The sequence below is a fragment of the Rouxiella sp. T17 genome (genome assembly GCF_036663475.1).
In the GTDB taxonomy this organism is placed as follows: Bacteria; Pseudomonadota; Gammaproteobacteria; order Enterobacterales; family Enterobacteriaceae; genus Rouxiella.
Window position 1 is genome coordinate 81,425 of sequence record NZ_JAWUEA010000042.1, and the last position, 15,746, is coordinate 97,170.

A 15,746-nucleotide genomic window follows, 5' to 3' on the forward strand; every position below is an offset into this window, starting at 1 on the left:
TACGGCGCATAATTATTAATATTTCCCGCCTGAGGTTTGGCATGTCCACGCGAATTTTAGCAATTGATACGGCGACCGAAGCCTGCTCCGTTGCGTTATATAACTCGGCTACCGCCGCTGAAAACGGCGAAACGCTGGCTCATTTCGAGCTTTGCGCTCGCGAACACACTCAACGTATTTTGCCGATGGTGCAACAGATCCTTGCCGAAGCAGGGTTGAGTTTAAACCAACTCGACGCATTGGCTTTTGGCCGCGGTCCGGGCAGTTTTACCGGCGTGCGAATTGGCATCAGCGTGGCACAAGGGTTGGCGTTTGGCGCAGAATTGCCCGTCTTGCCTATCTCTACGCTGCAAACCATGGCGCAAGGTGCTTATCGCAAAACGGGTGCCGAGCGCGTGTTGGCGGCTATCGATGCGCGAATGGGTGAAGTTTATTGGGGTGAATATGTTCGCGACGCCGACGGCGCGTGGCATGGCGAAGCTTCCGAAGTGGTGATTAAACCTGAACAGCTGAGCGAGCAATCTTTTGCGCTCAGTGGCCGTTGGGCGACCGTCGGTACCGGCTGGCAGACCTATCCGCAGCTTATCGATTCAACTGCCGTTGAACTTAACGAAGGTAATATCTTACTGCCAGAAGCGGAAGATATGTTACCTCTCGCGCTGGCGGCGTGGCATCGCGGCGTCAGAGTGAGTGCCGACCAGGCTGAACCGACCTATTTACGTAATGAAGTCACCTGGAAAAAGCTGCCTGGCCGATAAGCAGCGGCAACTTGTGTTTGTATTCGTTGTCGAAGTAGATAATGTCCCTAGGGGTTGTTCTCATGCGTGCAGTCTTCATGAATAAGAAAATCACAAGTTCTCAATCAACAAGCTCTCAACCAATAAGCTCTCAAGCAATAAGTAAGGCATTCAACCGTAAAACATACGTCGCGCTTACCGTTGGCCTGAGCGTATTACTGCTTTCCGGCTGTGTTACGGTTCCTGACGCCATTCGTGGTACCACGGCGACGCCCCAAATGGACTTGGTTGCGGTGCAAAGCGCGCCGCAAATTTATGTGCATCAGGAAGCGCGATTCGGTGGCCGAGTTATTTCGGTCACCAATGATAAAAACACCACCCGTCTTGAAATCGCCACGCAGCCGCTCGACTCTGCCGCGCGACCGCTGCTGGCCTATCCTTCGGTGGGTCGGCTGTATGCCTATTACAACGGCTTCCTTGATCCGGTGAATTATAAAAATCAGCTGGTGACAGTGGTGGGGCCAATTACCGGCTCCGAAAATGGCATGATCGGTCAGGCGTCTTACCGTTTCGTTACGGTAAATATAAACAGCCTCAAACGCTGGCGTGAAGTTAAAGAAGTGGTCTCACCTCCTCAGCCGATAGGGCCGTGGGGATGGGGCGGACCTTACGATCCACGTTGGGGGCGAGGATTTGGCCCGACATGGGGCGGTTGGTATGACAACACGCCGGCAAGGGTTGAAACCTTCGTAACCGAATAACCGATCGATCCATAAACCGCTGGTGAATGCTCCTTCACAACGCCGTTTTATTCCAAGCGGCTACCATTGAAAAGCGACGTTACCGGCAGTTAAAATACTTTCTCTATTACACCCTAGAAATGCGTATCATTAATAGGGTAAATAGTCTCTAGGCGGGATCTCGTTCCCGCCTATTATCCCGCCAAATAATGTTGACCTTTATCAAGCTTTAATTAACTACTGGCGACCTCATCACGTTTCAAAGCGATTTTCTGTAATACTGTGAGTGAACCTGCATACTTTTTACAAACCACGCAGGCTAATATCCACTATCACAGGAACGTGAAATGAATAAAAACCCATATAAAGATATGATGCTACCTGTTTCATGGAGCACGGTAAGCATTTCTCCGGAAGATACGCAAAACTCAACGGACTTCTTCTTTGGTCTTCATTTTGAATATCGACTTGATGAAGGAGAAATATTGCCATCAGCCGAGGATATAATCGTAACCCTGGATATCAACACCGCGAGAATTATGATCGAGAACCTTCAGTCATGGGTAAGTCATATACAAAGCGGTACATCTATACCTTATGGTCTAATGAGCCACTAATCTATTCATCTTAATATTGTTGGTAATAAAACAGTCATTTTTACAGGATTTACATACACACCTACATAAAATGCAGCTATTTATATGCGTTTACCTAACTGGCGGCTTCTTGCCGCCTTTTTATCGGGTTGAACAAATCTATTAGTGCGGCGAATAACAAATAAAGATCTATCATAAAAATATATATATTGATCAAGAAATAAAAAGGCCAGCCCGAAAGCTGGCCAATGTATGTAAACGGGTGCTTTATGATCGTTACCCAAGAACACGGGCGGCAGCGTACACCGCCCGCTTTCAGTGTTACCTCACAGCTTCACAGGCCAGATAGGCCGCCACCTCCGTGCTCTCGTTCTTAAACTGCAATTCACAAAGCGTATTTTGTGTTATTAAGACAATAAGAGACAGAGTTAAACAGATAAGTAATGAAACAGCGAATATCAATTTGTATGGCATTTTTGCACCTTTTATCTTGCAATTAAGCAAGTGAGGCGCTACCTTAATGTTTCGGGTATTAAGAGTAGCGCCCCCGGATTGTTTTATAAAAACGATTCGGGGCTTTTCTCTCTCTATCCCTAGCATAATACATTTATCTATTATGAATTATTAAACATCTAATAAACAGTAATCATTTAATAAATAGTTAACTATCGTAGTAAATAAAAATTGCTCGGAATAGAACGATCCGAGCACCCGCAAAGACTATATCGGAGTTTTATAGTAAAGTCTTAAGAATTATGTTTTGTTTAAAAATATTCAAATTAAACGCAAGGCATTAATAATGAGAGTAATAAAAGGGTTGAGTTAATTGAAAGTGCGTTATATATTCACGTTATCGGATTAATTAACTGGAAGCAGTAAGTTATTTTACACGTTTTATAGGTGAGTATTTTAAATTTGCACGGTAAGCTATATTTAACAACAAAAACATTTAACATCCAAAAGATTTAATGTCCAAAAGGATTTAATAACGACACGATTTAATAACTATAAGCTTCAATAACGACAAAGCGTTAATAGCCACAAAGTTCATAAGCATTATTCCCAAAATTCGCATCCATTAGCCTCAACCGCTATACTTTACATCGTTATATGGCAAAGCAGGGAAGCCGTGCTAAGCCTTGTAACTTTCCTCCATGCATTCAGTGTTCAAGCTAAATTTAGTGACGCGGCTCTCAACCTGCAGATTGTTTGAAAACGCGCTGGTAAGATGAGTTAAAATATTGTTAATTGCATGGTAAAAGTGTGCCATTGAGAGCGCATTGAAAAAAGAGATCAGGAGCTATCCCTTGGAAAAAGTCTGGCTAAAACGTTACCCTGCGGATGTTCCTGAGAACATCGACCCCGACCGTTACAGCTCATTAATCGAGATGTTCGAAAACGCCGCGTTGAAATATGCCGACAGTCCGGCGTTCATCAATATGGGCGAAGTCATGACCTATCGGAAACTAGATGAACGCAGCCGCGCCTTCGCCGCCTATTTGCAACACGGATTAGGTCTGCAGAAGGGCGATCGTGTGGCCCTGATGATGCCCAATTTGCTGCAATATCCGATTGCCCTGTTTGGCGTACTGCGAGCAGGCATGATTGTTGTCAACGTAAACCCGCTTTACACCCCTCGCGAACTCGAACACCAGCTTAAAGATAGCGGCGCCAGCGCGATTGTCATCGTGTCCAACTTTGCCAACACGCTGCAAAAAACCATCGCCAACACGCAGATTCAGTACACTATTATCACCCAGATGGGCGACGAACTCTCTCCTGCGAAAGGCGCGCTAGTGAATTTCGTGGTGAAATATGTCAAAAAGTTGGTGCCTAAATATCATCTGCCTGACGCGATTTCTTTTCATCAGGCGATAAAAAAAGGCCTGCGCCTGAATTACAGCAAGCCCAACGTGATTAATGATGATATTGCGTTTCTGCAATATACCGGCGGCACCACCGGACTGGCAAAAGGGGCGATGCTGACCCATCGTAATATGCAGGCCAATCTCGAACAGTGTAAGGCCGCGTATGGCCCGATGCTTAAACCCGGCCACGAAACGGTCGTCACGGCGCTGCCGCTGTATCATATATTTGCTCTTACAATTAACTGCATGTTTTTCATGGAGCTGGGCGGGCGCAGCCTGCTTATCACCAATCCCCGCGACATTCCGGGCATGGTGAAAGAGATGTCGCGCTATCCTTTTACTGCCATCAGCGGCGTGAATACATTATTCAATGCGCTGCTTAATAATGATGAATTTAAAAAGCTCGATTTCTCCAACCTTAGACTTTCTGTCGGCGGCGGGGCGGCGGTGCAAAAATGTGTCGCCGAACGTTGGCAGGAGCTTACCGGTTTACACCTGCTTGAAGGCTATGGATTAACCGAATGCGCGCCGTTGGTGACAGGCAATCCCTACGATCTCAAACGTTATAGCGGCAGCATCGGCTTGCCAGTGCCTTCCACGGACGTTCGTTTAGTCGATGAAAACGGGCAGGATGTCGCGCCAGGCGAGGCCGGAGAGCTTCTAGTGAAAGGCCCGCAGGTGATGCTCGGTTATTGGCAACGTGCAGAAGCGACCGATGAAGTGTTAAAAGAGGGCTGGCTCTCCACCGGAGATATCGCTACAGTGGACGAACAAGGTTTTATACGCATCGTCGATCGCAAAAAAGATATGATTTTGGTGTCCGGATTCAATGTTTATCCTAACGAAATCGAAGAGGTCGTGTCGCAGCATCCGAAAGTGCTGGAAGTGGCGGCCATAGGCGTACCAAGTCAGTCGACGGGCGAAAAGGTCAAAGTTTGTGTCGTCAGGCGCGACCCATCGCTAACCGCCGAAGAGCTGCTCGAACATTGCCGCCAAAACTTGACTGCCTATAAAGTGCCAAAAATTGTCGAGTTCCGCGATGAGCTACCAAAATCTAACGTCGGCAAAATTCTGCGTCGTGAACTGCGAGACGAAGTAAAAAATAGCGCGTCATCTGATCAAAAAAATGCGGCCTAACGTTTTTGCTGCAATAAAATATTTCGCTTCGCTGCAATAACTGTTTCGCTTCACTGCATCAAAGTATTTCGCTTCGCTAGAACAGAGAATTGCGCTTCGCTGCAACAAGGTTTTTCGGGTTTAAACAGAAGGTTTTTCGGGTTTAAACAGATAGTATCGCTGTAAATAGCATCAACTGAAGGCCGCCTTCACTCAACGCCGGATTAAGTCCGGCGTTTTCGCGTTATAATGCAGGTAACGCGAATCACTAACGACCATTTTCACGCCCGGCGGCAGCATCCAAGCCGAACCGGTTTCTAACAGCGAAAAGAGAAAAAGCTTTGAATTATCAGTTAATTGTTAGCAATGAAGAGTTGGCGCAGGTTTGTCAGCAAGCACAACAGTTCAGCCAGATTGCGCTTGATACCGAATTTGTCAGAACCCGTACTTACTATCCGCAGCTGGGCCTGATCCAGCTTTTCGATGGCGAAAACCTGACGCTGATTGACCCTTTGCCCATTACTGCGTGGCAGCCTTTCATCGATCTGCTGACTAATCAAAACGTGGTGAAATTCCTGCATGCGGGCAGCGAAGACCTCGAAGTGTTCCTGAATGCTTTTGGCGTGTTGCCTACGCCGTTTATCGATAGCCAAATTTTGGCCGCCTTTAGTGGTCGTCCGCTTTCCTGCGGCTTTGCCCGATTGGTCGCCGAAACCACTCAGATTGAATTAGATAAAAGCGAATCTCGTACCGACTGGATGGCGCGTCCGCTCACGCAAAAACAGTGCGATTACGCAGCTGCCGACGTGCTTTACCTGTTGCCGCTTGCCCGTCAATTGGAGCAGGAAACCCTCGCCGCTGGCTGGATGGACGCTGCGCTCGACGAGTGTTTGGCGCTGTGCCGCCGTCGTCAGGAAGTGCTGCAACCCGAGTTGGCCTATCTCGAAATTGGCAACGCGTGGCAGCTGCGCCCGCGTCAGCTGGCCGTGCTGCAAAAGTTGGCGTCGTGGCGTTTGATTCAGGCGCGTCAGCGTGATTTGGCGGTCAACTTTGTGGTGCGCGAAGAGAACCTGTGGCAGGTGGCGCGTTATCAGCCGCATTCCCTCGGCGAGCTTGAAGCGCTGGGTTTGAGCGGTCCTGAAATTCGCTATCATGGCCGCACATTATTGGCGCTGGTGGTGGAAGGCGAAGCGGTTGAAGACGACGCGTTGCCTGCGCCAATTCCAAATCTCATCGATCAGCCGGGTTACAAGAAAATCTTTAAAGAGATTAAAGCTCTGATTCAAACCGTGAGCGAAGAAACGGGACTGAGCGTTGAGCTGCTTGCCTCGCGTCGACAGATAAATCAGCTGTTGAACTGGCATTGGAAACTCAAGACCAAAGAGCATGCGCCCGAGCTGGTGAGCGGCTGGCGTGGCAAACTGTTGGCTGAAAGGCTGGCGGTGGTGCTCGAACAGGCGTAACTTTCGCCGCAGTAATTCCCTTGGTAAAACCCCCTGTGCAAGGCAGGGGGATGATTGTCATTTCTATAATGCCACGCTGGCAAAATGCCCCGGATACTCCAGCATGTCGGCGACCACCACTAAATTCTCTTCACAAATCGCCCGCGTATTCGCGCCTCCCAGACACAATCGCAACGCGTCAGGCGGATTGTTATCGGTGCTAAACGCCGCGCTCGACACTGCACTGACCCCTTGTTCACGCAGTTTTACCGCCACGTCAGAGGGATTCCAACCTTGCTGTTTCGGCAGCATCAACCACAAATGAAAGCCATCCGTATCGGTTCGATAATGAAACTTATGCAGATGTTTGGCGGCCAACTGCTGACGCACCTGCGCCTCGTGGCGAATCGCCATCAGCACACGATCGGCGGTGCCGTCGGTAATCCATTGAGTTGCCAGCGCATTGGTTATCGGGCTCGACATTACCGTCAGCGCCCGTAACGCGCCAGCCAACAGCTGAGTAGAACGCTTCCCCGGACCTTTCACAAAGCCAATACGCATTCCCGCGCCAAAACACTTCGACAACCCCGTCAGATACCAGGTTAATTCGGGCACCAGCTCGGCAAAGGTCGGAATTTTATGGTGCGCCGATCCAGGCTGCGCAAGGGCGGCGTAGGCATCATCTTCAATAATCGGCACGCTGTAACGCAGCGCGATATCAGCCAGCGACTCGCGTCGACGCAGCGGCATGGTGAGCGTCGTCGGGTTGTGAATCGTCGGATTCAAATACAGCGCGCTGACCGTGCCAACCTGACACTGATTTTCGAACGAACGCGGCGTCGGGCCGTCGTTATCGCAATCCAGCGCGTGCAGCGGCACGTTCAGCTGAGTCGCAATCGCTTTCAAGCCCGGATAAACCAGATTACCTACGCAAACCGTGCCGCCTTTTCGCCCCAAAAGCGTCAATAATCCGACCAGCGCACTGTGAATACCCGGACAAACCAGCACCTCTTCGGCAACGACGGGCGGCAGACGTTTACCCAGCCAGAGCATCGCGGCTTCTTTATCGTTAGCCAGCCCACCAAAATCCTGATAACGCAGCAGCGGGAAAAGGTCGTTTTGACTGAACAGATTCAGCGCGCCCTGACGGATCAGCTCGGCGATTTCCGTGCTCTCCGGCTCAATCGGCGAATTCATGGTCATCTCGTAACTGCTGCCGCTGCTTAGCGACATCGCTGGCACTTTGCCGCGAATAAAGCTGCCCATACCGGGGCGAGAATCAATCAGGCCGCGCTTTTTCGCTTCGGCATAACCGCGCGTCACCGTGGTGTAATTCAACTCTAGCGCCACCGCTAAATCACGCAGCGGCGGCAGGCGATCTCGTGCCTGAAACTCGCCTGAATTAATCCCATCACCAATCAGGTCGGCAATCATCAAATAGGCCGGACGCTGCGGATGCTGGCGCAAACTCTGCAACCAGCGTTCATAAATTCGTTGCACCATAGGCAGTTAACGGCGTTTGCCGACTCTCTCTCGCTGTACAAAAAAAACACTATACCCGAGCATTTGCCGAAATTGCAATCACTGGCGCTATTGATTGCATCAATGATTGCATGTTGATTATTGATGTGTGCATTTTTAGTGCATTTAAGCATCGGTTTAGTGCAGTTAACGTGCAAAACCCTTGGTTGAACTAAGGATAAAGGGGCGATTTAGTGGTTAAAAAATTATTTTTGCGCAGAAATGCAGCAGTTGATTTAGCAATGATTGCATCGGCTATTTTTTGACTGGCACAGGCTTTGCACCTTCTCTTGTGAACCCTAGCCCATGCACGTTGCGTGGTGCAGCCAACTTATCAGGGGCCGCATTGCCCTGAATACGACAACTTGAGAAAACTGGAGCCAACCATGCCTAAAGTCACACTGCCTGCCCATAAAACCGGTGATTTCCTGGTCGATTACGAAGAGAAAGTTTTCGAAGATGTTAAAGCGGAGCCGGGCCAAAAGGCGCTGGTCACTTTCCATACCGTTGCATTCGAAGGTTCGATTGGTTTCGTTAACATGCTGCAAGCCACACGTTTACAGCGTAAAGGGTTTGAAACCTCGATTCTGCTCTATGGTCCGGGCGTTACGCTTGGCGTGCAACGCGGCTTTCCAACCCTCGGCGACGAGGCATTTCCGGGTCATCAAAACTACAACAAACAGCTAGCGAAATTTATGGCCGAGGGCGGCAAAGTCTACGCCTGTCGCTTTGCCTTACAGGCCCTTTACGGCCACGGCGAACCTTCGCTGATTGAAGGCATCCGCGCCATTAATCCGCTGGACGTGCTGGATCTCAAGCTGATTCACACCCGTGAAGGCGCGGTGATCATCGATACCTGGACCATGTAACGGAGGGCGCGAGATGGCACAACCCCGCACAGTACGTGCCGCTGCCGTACAAATCGCGCCAGACCTGTTCGAGGCCAGCAAGACGCTGGCCAAGGTTCTGGACGCCATTGACGAAGCCGCGAGCAAAGGCGCAGAGATTATCGTTTTTCCAGAAACCTTTGTGCCTTATTACCCCTATTTTTCGTTTATCACGCCCGCAATGACCGCCGGTGCGGCGCATTTAAAACTTTACGAACAGGCAGTGCAGGTGCCCGGACCTATCACTCACGCCGTGGCGGAAAGGGCGCGATTACGCGAAATTGTGGTGGTATTGGGTGTGAACGAACGCGATCACGGCACGCTCTACAACACCCAGCTGGTTTTTGATGCCAGCGGGAAACTGGCGCTTAAACGGCGAAAAATCACCCCGACTTATCATGAGCGGATGATTTGGGGTCAGGGTGATGCCAGCGGTTTACAGGTGGTAGAAACGAAAGTTGGCCGCGTGGGTGCGCTGGCCTGCTGGGAACATTACAACCCGTTGGCGCGTTACGCGTTAATGACCCAGCACGAAGAGATTCACTGCTCACAGTTCCCGGGCTCTTTGGTCGGGCCGATTTTCGCCGAGCAGATGGACGTCACCATTCGTCATCACGCGCTGGAGTCTGGCTGCTTTGTGATTAATTCCACCGGTTGGCTGACCGACGCGCAAATCGAGCAGCTCACCTCCGATCCCGCGCTGCAAAAAGGGCTGCGCGGAGGCTGTAACACGGCAATTGTTTCACCCGAAGGCCGTCATTTGGTGCCGCCGTTGACGGAAGGTGAAGGCATTCTGATTGCCGACATGGAGATGAATCTGATTATCAAACGAAAACGCATGATGGATTCGGTCGGGCACTACGCACGTCCGGAATTGCTGAGTTTATTGATTAACGACCAGCCCGCGGTTTATCGCCAGCGCATGAACGCCAAGGCAACCGAGCCAACACATTTTGAACTCGCAGACAGCCAGAATTCAGGGGGTGAATATGACGACCCAGACACTATCAAAGCAGCGTCTGATTACTGAATTACAGTCGCAGGGGATACGCGTACTCAATCCGCAAACCGATCACGTTTCGCGCAAGGGCGGCGCGGGTCCGTCGGATCATCAAGCGATGATTATCGAAGGCTCGACGGTCATGGTGCCGGTCTACAGCAATTCGGCGCAGTATTCGCCGTTTAGCGTTCAGCACACGCCCGACGGCATTGCGCGGCTGATGCGTGACAGCATTCCGCTGCGCGATATCACCTTTGCCAGCAAGCCGCGGTTTTATGAAAGGCAGACTGCCGACGGCGTGCCTTACTCCTATATTGCTACGCTGCACAGCACCGACGTGCTGGCGACGACCGTGCTACAGACCTGTATTCGGTACGAAAATCGCCGTAAAGCCTGCAAGTTTTGCTCGATAGGCCAATCATTGGCCGCGGGGCGCACCGTCGCGCACAAAACGCCCGCCCAGTTGGCCGAAGTTGCGAAAGCGGCGGTGGAGCTTGATGGCGTCAAACACATGGTGATGACCACGGGCACGCCGTCCGGCAGCGATCGCGGCGCTAAAGTGTTGTGCGAAAGCGCGCTCGCCATCAAGGCGGCAGTCAATATTCCGATTCAGGGCCAGTGCGAACCACCCGCCGATCCGATTTGGTATCAGCGCATGAAAGATGCAGGCATCGACGCGCTTGGCATGCATCTCGAAGTGGTAACCGAAAGCGTGCGTGAACAGATTATGCCGGGCAAGGCGCAGGTCACCGTCGAGCAGTACATGCTGGCCTTCGTCGAGGCGGTAAAAGTGTTCGGCAAAGGGCAGGTCAGCACCTACATTCTGGCCGGATTAGGCGATACCCTACAGGCGATTCTCGACATCTGCCAGCGGCTGGTAGCGATCGGCGTCTATCCGTTTGTGGTGCCATTTGTGCCGATTCGCGGCACGCCGCTTGAGGATCATCCCGCGCCCGACGCCAATTTCATGGAAGGCATTCTGCGTCCGCTGGCGGACATGCTGCGTGAAAATACGCTGCATTCACGCGATATCAAGGCCGGATGCGGGCGCTGCGGTGCTTGTTCCTCCTTAGCCACTTACGAGAGCGAATAACGGGGAGCAGATCATGACCACGCAACCACAATATTCCGATTACACCGTCAAATGGGTCACGCTGCCGTGGGAGCGAGAGCAGGCTTACGCGCTGCGCCAACGGGTTTTTTGCGACGAGCAGGGGCTGTTTACCGGCGACGATCTGGATGCCATCGATGACCACGCGCAGCTGCTGGTGGTGGTTGGCAGCTATGGCGGCTGGCACGAGCAGGTGGTCGGCACGGTGCGTATTCATCAGGATCAGCCCGGCGAATGGTGTGGTTCGCGGCTGGCGGTTGACCCCGAGTTTCGGCGTCAGGGTCAGCTCGGCGCCACGCTGATTCGTCTTGCCGTGTCGAGCGCCTGTGCGCTGGGTTGCCAGCGTTTCTATGCGCACGTGCAGCAGCAAAATGAGGGGCTTTTCCAGCGCTTGCACTGGCAAACGTTGCAGCAAGAAGTGCTGCGCGAGCGGGCGCACGTCTTTATGCGCGCCGAGCTTGAGCATTATCCGCCGTGTCATGATCCTTTTAGCGGCTTTGTGGTGCGCGGCCGTCTGGCCCGCAGCGCGTCAGAGCTGGCACCTGCGTGGCTTCAGGAAATTATGGCTGCCGCACCTGTTGATGAGGCGACCGCGCGGGAGGTGAAACATGCTTTCGCTTGAGGCGGCGATTAATCTTGGCGAGCTGCTCACCCGCGTGCGGGATTACAGCGGCATCGCCCAAAAGCGCGATATCCAGCTGATCCCGACGCAGCTGAAAAACGCCTGCGCCTACGATTTTTACCCAAATGGCGACGACTGTGCGGTGCTCGCCAACGGCGACGGCTACAGCCTGTTGGCAATTGAAGGCTTTATAAATCGCTTCGTCGAGGAGGATCCCTGGTTCGCCGGCTGGTGCGGCGTGATGGTCAATGTCAGCGACATCGCCGCGATGGGCGGTCGTCCGCAGGCCGTCGTCAATGCATTATGGAGCGCCGGAGAAGATAAAGCGGCGCAGGTTTTAGCGGGCATGGCGGCCGCATCGGCAGCTTTTGGCGTGCCGATTGTGGGCGGACATACCAACCTGCGCAGCCAGCAAACGCAGCTTTCGGTGTCGATTCTCGGGCAGGCCAGCGCGCTGTTAAGCAGCTTTGCCGCGCGTCCGGGTCACGTCATCGTTGCGGCTATCGATCTGCGGGGAGCCTGGCGCGCGCCGCATCTCAACTGGAATGCCGCGACCACCACAAATCCCGAAAGTCTGCGACGTTACATTGCGCTGCTGCCCGAAATTGCCGAAAGCGGCTTGGCGATTGCGGCGAAAGATATCAGTCAGGCCGGGCTGCTTGGCACCTTGACCATGCTGCTTGAGAGTTCGCAAGTTGGGGCGCGGATCACTCTCGAACAGATCCCTAAACCTGAGGCAGAGAGCTGGCAAGCGTGGCTGTGCGCCTTTCCGAGCTTTGGTTATCTGCTTACCGCCGAGCCTAAAAAGCTGCCCGAATTGCTGGCGCGATTTCATGCCTGTGGTATTGCCGCCGCGCAGATTGGTGAAATTACCGACAGCAAACGGCTTGATGTGACTGCCGAGGCGCAGCAGCACTGTTTCTGGGATCTCGCCCAATTTCCCCTTACCGGACTGGGTGCGGCAATTTAGCCTGCCTAAACGTCAACTCATAATGAGGATAAAAATCATGCCTGCCATGCATTTCCACGTCTGCTGGCCTGACGGCAAGACGGAAGCCTGCTATTCACCCTCGACGGTGATTAGCCAGTATCTGACCGCCGGTGAAACTTACAGCCTGACCGAGTTTGTGGGTCGTTGTAATACGGCATTGAACGAAGCCAGCCAGCGCGTCGAGAGTAAATACGGATTTGCCTGTTCCAGCGCGATGGACCAGCTGACGCGAATTAATGAAAAAGCCACGCAGTTTCAGTCAGTTGAGAATGCAGAAGTGAGCGTGGCGTCGATAGCACCAGTGGGTGCGCAGGGGCTGCCGCTATGAACCCATTTTCATCTACGACTTCCCACGCACCGCATCAGCACGTACATACGTTAATTATAGGCGGCGGTCAGGCGGGGCTGTCGATGAGTTACGTGCTGAAACAGCAGGGCGTCGACCATCTAATCCTTGAACGTCATCGACTTGGCTGGGCGTGGCGCGAGCAGCGCTGGGATAACTTTTGTTTAGTCACGCCGAACTGGCAGTGCCGCCTGCCGGGCTTTTCATATTGTGACAATCAAGGTCCCGACCCCGACGGTTTTATGGTCAAAGATCAGATTATTAATTACCTCGAGAGCTACGCGGCGCACTTTTCGCCGCCGATTCGCGAGGGCATCAACGTGACCGGCGTTAAACGCAGCGCGGACAATCAGCCCGGCCGTTTCTGCGTGACCACCAGCGAAGGCGAATTTACCGCCGAGCAGGTGGTGATCGCCGTCGGCAATTATCATCGCGAACGCTTTCCCGCGCTGTCGGAACAGCTGCCGTCGCGCATTCATCAGCTTCACTCGGCGCAGTATCGCAATGCCCAAAGCCTGCCAGAAGGCGAGGTGCTGGTGGTCGGTTCAGCGCAGTCGGGCGCGCAGATCGCCGAAGATTTGCATTTATCAGGCCGCAAGGTTCACCTCTGCGTGGGCAATGCGCCGCGCGTGGCGCGCTTTTATCGTGGCCGTGACGTGGTCGCCTGGCTCGACGACATGGGGCATTATCAGCTGAATGTCGATAATCATCCGCTCGGCGAAGAGGCACGGCAGAAAACTAATCATTACGTGACCGGACGTGACGGTGGCCGAGACATCGACCTGCGCGCCTTTGCCCGCGACGGCATGAAGCTGCACGGACGTTTGCACTCTTATCATCCGCAGAACCCTCAAGAAGCTAATCATTTATCGAACCATGGCGACGGCTATCTGCAAATGGACGATCGGCTGGCGCAATATTTAAACGCGGCCGATGCGACCTCGGAAAAAATCAAAGATAGCATTGATGGATGGATAGCCGATCAGGGGATCGAGGCGCCGACCGAAGCGCGCTACGTGCCGGTTTGGCAGCCTGAAGAGAGTGATAATCGCCTCGATTTGTCGTCGATTGCGGTCATCATTTGGGCCGTCGGATTTCACACCGATTTTAGCTGGATTGATCTACCGGCCTTTAACGCGCGCGGCTATCCGATTCATCGGCGCGGCGTATCGGAAATCGACGGACTTTATTTCCTCGGCCTGCCATGGCTCTGGACGTGGGGATCTGGCCGCTTCGAAGGCGTCGGCCAAGATGCTCAGTACGTGGGCGAAAACATGCGGGTGAGAGAATATGGGCAAAAACCACAGCGTGAAGGAGTAAGGGTTTCATAGCAACCCTTACTTTACAGGGGGTTATGGCAATGTTTTATTGCATTGTTTCAAAGGCTAATCAGAAAGCTAATCAGAAAGCTAATTAGCCGTTATCGCGAAAACCCGGGTACAGCGTCATGCCGCCGTCGACAAACAGCGTGGTGCCGTGGACGTAATCAGAGAGGTCGCTGGCGAGCCACACTACGGCGTTAGCGACATCTTCCGGCTCGCCGATTCGTCCGTAGGGGATCAGTTTCAGCAGATTTTTTCCCGCTTCGCCGTCGCGACTTTTGGCGTTAATCGCGGTGGCGATAGCGCCGGGAGCAATGGAGTTGACGCGAATTCGCTCTTCGCCAATCTCCTGTGCGAGGCTGCGCATTAATAAGTCGACGCCGCCTTTCGACGCAGCATAGTTGACGTGTCCGGCCCACGGAATCACCTGATGAACCGAACTCATGTGAATGATTTTTCCGGCCGCGCGGCTGACGTTACGCTGTGCTCCCTGCTGGCGAAACTGCTTGATTGCCGCCCGCGCGCAGAGAAATTGCCCCGTAAGATTCACTTCGAGCACTTTGTTCCAGTCCGCTAAACTCATTTCGCCGATCGGCGCATCTTTTTGTAATCCAGAGTTAGCCACCAAAATATCCAGCGCACCGAATTTTTCTATCGTTTGCGCAAACAGTTTTTCAACCTCTTCTTCATTCGACACATCAGCGCCAAGCGCGATCGCCTTTCCGCCGCGTTGGCGAATTTTTTCCGCCAGCGCTTCGGCCGGTTCGGCATGACTATTGTAATTGACCACGACGCTGGCACCCGCCGCGGCCAGCCCGTCGGCGCAGGCATAACCTAAACCCGAGCTGGCGCCCGTCACTAATGCAACCTGGTTCTCTAAAGACAAAATCATGCTAATACCTCAAGGGTGAAATTTTATACGCCTATCAATTATGGAATGATTTAAATTTCTTGCATCCAAATCGGCGTGTCGTCCGTATATAAAGTAAATGATAGAAAAATGAGTCATCTAAACGGAACGCGAATGTCACAGAGTGGTTTTGTAGAAGGTAAGGCGATTTACTTCGAGATTGGCGCAGTCGTGAGAGCCATGCTCCACGAAAGTCAGCCAATCACGGCGGAAACGATAATCGACACCTTGGATGAATTATTAGAAGACCAGCAGATTATTGACTCGGGGCGAGCTCGGGCGATTGAATTGGCGGTCAAGATGCTCAACAACTATGCATAAGATCTGTTGTGTATAGTTGTTGGACGGGCGCTTTATTTTAATATTTGTACGATTTTCACAGCAATGCTTTTACGTTGATAGCTTTACAGTAGTAATAAGCAGTAAGCAGTAAGCAGTAAGCAGTAAGCAGTACTAGAAAGGTCATAGAGAGTAGGCAAGACTTTCACAGCAATTGTTAAAATGATATCTGAAAAACGATATCTTAAAATAAAAATA

Annotated in this window: 16 protein-coding genes; 13 read left to right on the forward strand and 3 right to left on the reverse strand. The window is 52.2% G+C overall.

The genetic code is table 11. From position 1 onward, the window contains the following. The first annotated feature begins 41 nt into the window (after positions 1-41). The 3 genes from tsaB (at position 42) to SC206_RS21000 (ending at position 2,094) form a co-directional block, all read left to right on the forward strand. Complete coding sequence (tsaB, locus tag SC206_RS20990) at positions 42-758, forward strand: tRNA (adenosine(37)-N6)-threonylcarbamoyltransferase complex dimerization subunit type 1 TsaB (protein ID WP_332740492.1); 717 nt, start codon at positions 42-44, stop codon at positions 756-758. Positions 759-835: 77 nt separating this feature from the next. Then, positions 836-1,498: a Slp family lipoprotein gene (locus SC206_RS20995; protein ID WP_332740493.1), complete on the forward strand. Its 663-nt coding sequence runs from the start codon at positions 836-838 to the stop codon at positions 1,496-1,498. Between the two features lie 326 nt (positions 1,499-1,824). Continuing rightward, positions 1,825-2,094: a hypothetical protein gene (locus SC206_RS21000; protein WP_332740494.1), complete on the forward strand. Its 270-nt coding sequence runs from the start codon at positions 1,825-1,827 to the stop codon at positions 2,092-2,094. Positions 2,095-2,394: 300 nt separating this feature from the next. Here the strand turns inward: SC206_RS21000 and SC206_RS21005 are convergent, their stop codons facing one another. After that, positions 2,395-2,673 (reverse strand): Hok/Gef family protein, encoded by a 279-nt coding sequence (locus SC206_RS21005; protein WP_332740495.1) that lies wholly within the window; start codon positions 2,671-2,673, stop codon positions 2,395-2,397. 707 nt (positions 2,674-3,380) lie between these two features. Between SC206_RS21005 and fadD the strand changes: the two genes are divergently transcribed. Both fadD and rnd read left to right on the forward strand, forming a co-directional pair. Continuing rightward, a complete protein-coding gene (gene fadD, locus SC206_RS21010) occupies positions 3,381-5,078 on the forward strand; it encodes a long-chain-fatty-acid--CoA ligase FadD (RefSeq protein ID WP_332740496.1) in 1,698 nt (565 codons plus the stop codon). 320 nt (positions 5,079-5,398) lie between these two features. Beyond that, complete coding sequence (gene rnd / locus SC206_RS21015; RefSeq protein WP_332740497.1) at positions 5,399-6,520, forward strand: ribonuclease D; 1,122 nt, start codon at positions 5,399-5,401, stop codon at positions 6,518-6,520. Positions 6,521-6,583: 63 nt separating this feature from the next. Here the strand turns inward: rnd and SC206_RS21020 are convergent, their stop codons facing one another. Then, positions 6,584-8,002, reverse strand: coding sequence for an aminotransferase-like domain-containing protein (locus SC206_RS21020; protein ID WP_332740499.1), 1,419 nt, complete (start codon positions 8,000-8,002; stop codon positions 6,584-6,586). A 404-nt stretch (positions 8,003-8,406) separates the two neighbouring features. Between SC206_RS21020 and SC206_RS21025 the strand changes: the two genes are divergently transcribed. Genes SC206_RS21025 through SC206_RS21055 form a run of 7 tightly spaced genes read left to right on the forward strand, consistent with a single transcriptional unit; the run spans position 8,407 to position 14,308 of the window. Next, a complete protein-coding gene (locus SC206_RS21025) occupies positions 8,407-8,889 on the forward strand; it encodes an MSMEG_0572/Sll0783 family nitrogen starvation response protein (RefSeq protein ID WP_332740502.1) in 483 nt (160 codons plus the stop codon). A gap of 13 nt (positions 8,890-8,902) precedes the next feature. Further along, positions 8,903-9,937 (forward strand): Nit6803 family nitrilase, encoded by a 1,035-nt coding sequence (locus SC206_RS21030; protein WP_332740504.1) that lies wholly within the window; start codon positions 8,903-8,905, stop codon positions 9,935-9,937. Further along, on the forward strand, positions 9,897-11,000 hold the full coding sequence (locus tag SC206_RS21035; RefSeq protein WP_332740506.1) for an MSMEG_0568 family radical SAM protein: 1,104 nt from the start codon (positions 9,897-9,899) through the stop codon (positions 10,998-11,000). The genes SC206_RS21030 and SC206_RS21035 overlap by 41 nt, the downstream gene beginning before the upstream one ends. 13 nt (positions 11,001-11,013) lie before the next feature. After that, positions 11,014-11,640: an MSMEG_0567/Sll0786 family nitrogen starvation N-acetyltransferase gene (locus SC206_RS21040; protein WP_332740508.1), complete on the forward strand. Its 627-nt coding sequence runs from the start codon at positions 11,014-11,016 to the stop codon at positions 11,638-11,640. Beyond that, positions 11,627-12,610 (forward strand): sll0787 family AIR synthase-like protein, encoded by a 984-nt coding sequence (locus SC206_RS21045; RefSeq protein ID WP_332740510.1) that lies wholly within the window; start codon positions 11,627-11,629, stop codon positions 12,608-12,610. Before SC206_RS21040 ends, SC206_RS21045 begins: the two co-directional genes overlap by 14 nt. Positions 12,611-12,647: 37 nt before the next feature. Then, positions 12,648-12,959: an MSMEG_0570 family nitrogen starvation response protein gene (locus SC206_RS21050; RefSeq protein ID WP_332740512.1), complete on the forward strand. Its 312-nt coding sequence runs from the start codon at positions 12,648-12,650 to the stop codon at positions 12,957-12,959. Further along, positions 12,956-14,308, forward strand: a complete 1,353-nt coding sequence (locus tag SC206_RS21055) for an MSMEG_0569 family flavin-dependent oxidoreductase (protein WP_332740514.1) — start codon at positions 12,956-12,958, stop codon at positions 14,306-14,308. The genes SC206_RS21050 and SC206_RS21055 overlap by 4 nt, the downstream gene beginning before the upstream one ends. An 82-nt stretch (positions 14,309-14,390) precedes the next feature. On the opposite strand, the gene SC206_RS21060 is transcribed toward SC206_RS21055, so the two are convergent. After that, on the reverse strand, positions 14,391-15,191 hold the full coding sequence (locus SC206_RS21060; RefSeq protein ID WP_332740516.1) for an SDR family oxidoreductase: 801 nt from the start codon (positions 15,189-15,191) through the stop codon (positions 14,391-14,393). Between the two features lie 132 nt (positions 15,192-15,323). Between SC206_RS21060 and SC206_RS21065 the strand changes: the two genes are divergently transcribed. Beyond that, positions 15,324-15,530 (forward strand): hypothetical protein, encoded by a 207-nt coding sequence (locus tag SC206_RS21065; protein ID WP_332740518.1) that lies wholly within the window; start codon positions 15,324-15,326, stop codon positions 15,528-15,530. Positions 15,531-15,746: the final 216 nt, after the last annotated feature.

Coding starts and splice junctions, on each gene's coding strand:
- tsaB (WP_332740492.1), top strand. CDS start 42: ATGTCCACGCGAATTTTAGCAATTGATACGGCGACCGAAGCCTGCTCC.
- SC206_RS20995 (WP_332740493.1), top strand. CDS start 836: ATGAATAAGAAAATCACAAGTTCTCAATCAACAAGCTCTCAACCAATA.
- SC206_RS21000 (WP_332740494.1), top strand. CDS start 1,825: ATGAATAAAAACCCATATAAAGATATGATGCTACCTGTTTCATGGAGC.
- SC206_RS21005 (WP_332740495.1), bottom strand. CDS start 2,673: ATGCTAGGGATAGAGAGAGAAAAGCCCCGAATCGTTTTTATAAAACAA.
- SC206_RS21020 (WP_332740499.1), bottom strand. CDS start 8,002: ATGGTGCAACGAATTTATGAACGCTGGTTGCAGAGTTTGCGCCAGCAT.
- SC206_RS21025 (WP_332740502.1), top strand. CDS start 8,407: ATGCCTAAAGTCACACTGCCTGCCCATAAAACCGGTGATTTCCTGGTC.
- SC206_RS21030 (WP_332740504.1), top strand. CDS start 8,903: ATGGCACAACCCCGCACAGTACGTGCCGCTGCCGTACAAATCGCGCCA.
- SC206_RS21035 (WP_332740506.1), top strand. CDS start 9,897: ATGACGACCCAGACACTATCAAAGCAGCGTCTGATTACTGAATTACAG.
- SC206_RS21040 (WP_332740508.1), top strand. CDS start 11,014: ATGACCACGCAACCACAATATTCCGATTACACCGTCAAATGGGTCACG.
- SC206_RS21045 (WP_332740510.1), top strand. CDS start 11,627: ATGCTTTCGCTTGAGGCGGCGATTAATCTTGGCGAGCTGCTCACCCGC.
- SC206_RS21050 (WP_332740512.1), top strand. CDS start 12,648: ATGCCTGCCATGCATTTCCACGTCTGCTGGCCTGACGGCAAGACGGAA.
- SC206_RS21055 (WP_332740514.1), top strand. CDS start 12,956: ATGAACCCATTTTCATCTACGACTTCCCACGCACCGCATCAGCACGTA.
- SC206_RS21060 (WP_332740516.1), bottom strand. CDS start 15,191: ATGATTTTGTCTTTAGAGAACCAGGTTGCATTAGTGACGGGCGCCAGC.
- SC206_RS21065 (WP_332740518.1), top strand. CDS start 15,324: ATGTCACAGAGTGGTTTTGTAGAAGGTAAGGCGATTTACTTCGAGATT.